Source organism: Nitrospina gracilis 3/211 (assembly GCF_000341545.2).
Taxonomy (GTDB): domain Bacteria; phylum Nitrospinota; class Nitrospinia; order Nitrospinales; family Nitrospinaceae; genus Nitrospina; species Nitrospina gracilis.
Window position 1 is genome coordinate 2,463,401 of sequence record NZ_HG422173.1, and the last position, 3,631, is coordinate 2,467,031.

General features: G+C 57.5%; 3 protein-coding genes. 2 read left to right on the forward strand and 1 reads right to left on the reverse strand.

Features of this window, described 5'->3' with window-relative positions; all coding sequences use genetic code 11:
• Window positions 1–234: 234 nt before the first annotated feature.
• The gene (alr, locus tag TX82_RS11780; RefSeq protein ID WP_275450603.1) at window positions 235–1,359 is read left to right on the forward strand and encodes an alanine racemase; all 1,125 of its coding nucleotides are present in this window, start codon (window positions 235–237) and stop codon (window positions 1,357–1,359) included.
• 4 nt (window positions 1,360–1,363) lie between these two features.
• Here the strand turns inward: alr and TX82_RS11785 are convergent, their stop codons facing one another.
• Window positions 1,364–2,293 (reverse strand): dihydroorotate dehydrogenase, encoded by a 930-nt coding sequence (locus TX82_RS11785; protein ID WP_005010812.1) that lies wholly within the window; start codon window positions 2,291–2,293, stop codon window positions 1,364–1,366.
• A 271-nt stretch (window positions 2,294–2,564) separates the two neighbouring features.
• Between TX82_RS11785 and TX82_RS11790 the strand changes: the two genes are divergently transcribed.
• The gene (locus TX82_RS11790) at window positions 2,565–3,599 is read left to right on the forward strand and encodes an SPOR domain-containing protein (RefSeq protein ID WP_005010814.1); all 1,035 of its coding nucleotides are present in this window, start codon (window positions 2,565–2,567) and stop codon (window positions 3,597–3,599) included.
• Window positions 3,600–3,631 lie beyond the last annotated feature (32 nt).

A 3,631-nucleotide genomic window follows, 5' to 3' on the forward strand; every position in this document is an offset into this window, starting at 1 on the left:
ATTTGAGTTGCGGTACGGCACTTAGTAATTCCGTAAAAAATCGACCGGTTCCATACAGGGCCAGTTACCGTTCCGCTGGTTCAGTTGGTGCCCCAGAGTCTCCATGCATTGCAGGTCCGTTTCAACCACCGGCCGGACCCGCCGGGAATAAGCAGGCGGTCAGCCACCGCTCACCCTTAACAGGAGTTCACCATTTCAAAGTCTCTCGACACCCCCGCCGCCAACGGACTGGGGCTGCACCGCTCCACCCGGGCGGAAATCGATTTGAACGCGTTCCGCTTCAACATCCGGGCCCTGCGCGAATGCCTGAAACCGGGAGTGCGCCTCATGGCGGTGGTCAAGGCGGATGCCTACGGCCACGGGGTTCAACCCTGCGCCGAGGCGGCCCTCGCCGCCGGGGCGGAGGTGCTGGGGGTCGGCATCATCGCCGAGGGCATCGAGCTTCGCCACTGCGGCATCGACGCGCCCATTCATTTGCTGATCGGCATTCTGCCCGACGAGATCGACGACCTGCTCCGTTACAACCTGTCGACCACGTTGTGCTCGCAACCCCTGGCGGAAGCCATTGCCAAAAAAGCGGCGGCGCAGAACAAACAGGCTGACGTTCACATCAAGGTCGACACGGGAATGGGACGCCTGGGTATTGGCTGGGAGGAGTTGCCGGCTTTCATCGAATTTCTGAGTGGCCTTAAAACCCTGAACGTCCTGTCCGTATTCACCCACCTGTCTTCCGCCGACGAGGATGTCGACTACACGCGCCTTCAACTGGATCGCATGCAGGAGGCCCTGGACCTGGTAGAACAGAATAATCTGCCTTGCCCGCCGGTGCACTGCGCCAACAGCGCCGGCCTCCTGAACTTTGCCGAAAGCCAATGCGACATGGTGCGGTTGGGCATCGCGTTGTACGGAGTGGTTCCGCCTGTGCCACAAGGGCACGTCCCCACGCAGTCGCCGGAATTGAAACCGGTGATGCATTGGAAAACACGGGTGCTGCGGATCAATGCCCTTCCGGCACACTCATATCTGAGCTATGGACGCCGTTTCATCACCCGGCGGGACAGCCGGATCGCCGTTCTGCCCGTGGGATACGCAGATGGCCTGAGCCGTGCGTTGTCTGGAAACATGGAAGTGCTCATCGGCGGCAAACGCGCCCCGCAGGTGGGAACCATCTGCATGGACATGTGCATGGTGGATATCACCGACCTGCCGGCAGTGAAGGAAGGGGACGAGGTGGTCCTGTTCGGGAAACAGGGAGACGACGCTATCACGGTGGAAGAACTTTCCTCCCGCTACCACACCATTCCCTACGAAACCCTGTGCGGTGTCGGCAAGCGCGTGCCACGAGTTTACCTGCCCTGAGCCATCACTGCTTCCAGGCGCGTCCGCGAAGCGATTCGATTTTGTCGATGTCGTGGTCGCGGCACCAGTCGGTCAACCCGTCAAGAATGTTCATCGTAGCGCGGGGATCGAAGAAATTCGCCGTGCCCACCTGAATGGCGGAGGCCCCCGCCATGATGTACTCGATGGCGTCCTCGGCCGTGCGGATGCCTCCCAGACCTATCACCGGGATGCTCACCGCCTGCGACGTCTGGTACACCATGTTGAGCGCGATGGGCTTGATGGCCGGTCCCGAAAGCCCTCCGGTGCCGTTGCCGTTTCCCAGGTACGGCACGGCCCTTTCCGCATCCAGCACCATGCCGACATAGGTGTTGACGAGGGACACCGCATCCGCTCCCGCCGCCTCAGCCGCCTTCGCGGTGACGGTGATGTCGGTGACATTGGGCGACAGCTTGACGACCAGAAACTTGTCGGTTGCCCGGCGCGCAGCGCTCACCACTTTCTCCACCGTTTTGGGATCGGCGCTGAACTGCACACCGCCCTCCTCCACGTTCGGGCACGAAATGTTCATCTCCAGCGCGTCCACCCGATCCAGCGTGGACAGGGCCCGCGCCATCTCCTCGTACTCCGCCACTGTGTCTCCGAAGAAGTTGCAGACCACGCGGCAGTCGTACATCTGCAGGTGCGGCAGTTTTTCGTCACGGAACCGATCGAACCCGACGTTTTCAAGCCCGATGGAATTGAGCATCCCCGCCGCCGTCTCCACCACACGCGGCGCAGGGTTACCCATACGGGGTTTCAGGGACAGTCCTTTGGTGCAGAATCCACCAATCCGGTTGAGGTCGACAAAGGGGGTGAACTCCAGTCCGTAGCCAAACGTACCGGACGCCGCGAGGACCGGATTGGCCAGCGAAAATGTGCCCAGACTGACAGAAAGATCGACTGCGGAACCCATATGATGATTAATTAAAATTTGTTTAAATAAAGGGTCGCCAAAAATGAAAAAACGTATTATTTTTCAATCAGTTTTACTTGACAGACTAAAATTGGCAATATATACTTCATTTTGATTTTAAAGGGGATGTGGCTGCCGCATCCGTCTCCGGTTCGAGAGCGTTTTCTACACTAGCAGATTTACCGGATGTTCGCACGGAATTACTCTTTCCCTTCACCCGGCCCCGCAACCCCAATCATCCACGTTCATTCCATTTGGAACGGAAAGAATCATGTCCCGACCCAGTTTGTTTGCCGAACCAAAACAGACCGAAACCGCCGACAAAAAATTCCTCAAACGCATCGATGAACTTATCGATGAATCGGAAATCGAGGCCATGGCTGAAATCGATAAACAAATCCGTTACAAGAACGCCAAGTTTGCACTGATCGCCCTCATTGCTGTCGGGCTGGCAGCCCTGCTTTACCTTGGGGTGGAGAACCAGTCTTTACCCGGCCTGCCGGGAATGGATCAGACGGCGAAGGTGGAACCGCAACCGGCTCCCGGTCCGGAAATCGCCCCGCTGAATGAAAACGTGGGGGCGGCGACTCCACAGAACGAAGTGAAAGCCCCCATCGCACCGGAAGCCTCAGGAGAGGAAAAGCCTGCATCCAATCTGGGCGAGATGGAAAACCAGGCCGCTTCTGCCATCAGTGAAGCATTGAGTTCCCTGGACGAGTCGTCCTCTTCCCCCGCTCCGGTCAACAAAGCCCCGGAAGAGGAAGGGACGGGGAAAGAAAAGCCCGTTGTTAAGGAAACCAAGCCCGAGGTGAAGTCCAACGGCCTTCCCCTCAATCCCCCGGCTGGGGATTATTATGTGCAGGTCGGTGCGTTTTCGGTTAAATCCAATGCCGACCGCATGTTGAAAAAGCTGAAGGCCGCGGGGCTCCCGACCGCAGTAAGTCAAACGGAAGGAACCTCATCAATGCACACACTGCTGATCGGCGGTTTTTCTTCCCCGGACAGCGCCCAGTTCCTCATGAAAGAACTTAAAAGCAAAGGTCACACCCCGGACCTGGTTCCCTCTCAAGACGGTAATTACGCCATTCTCCTGGGAAAAACCCGGTCACTTAAAAATGCGGAGACCATGCAGAAAAAGCTGGGACAGGAAGGCATCTTCACTCAGATTGAAAAAAGAAAAGTGAGTACGCCCATTCACGTGGTCCGCGTCGGTGGTTTCGCTTCCAAAGACCTGGCCGCCCGTTACCAGAAGGAAATCGCCAAGGTCGGATACCCCAAAACGCTGGTGCGCAAAATCACGAAATAATCCGCGCTATTTTGCGGAATTGACTCCGTTTA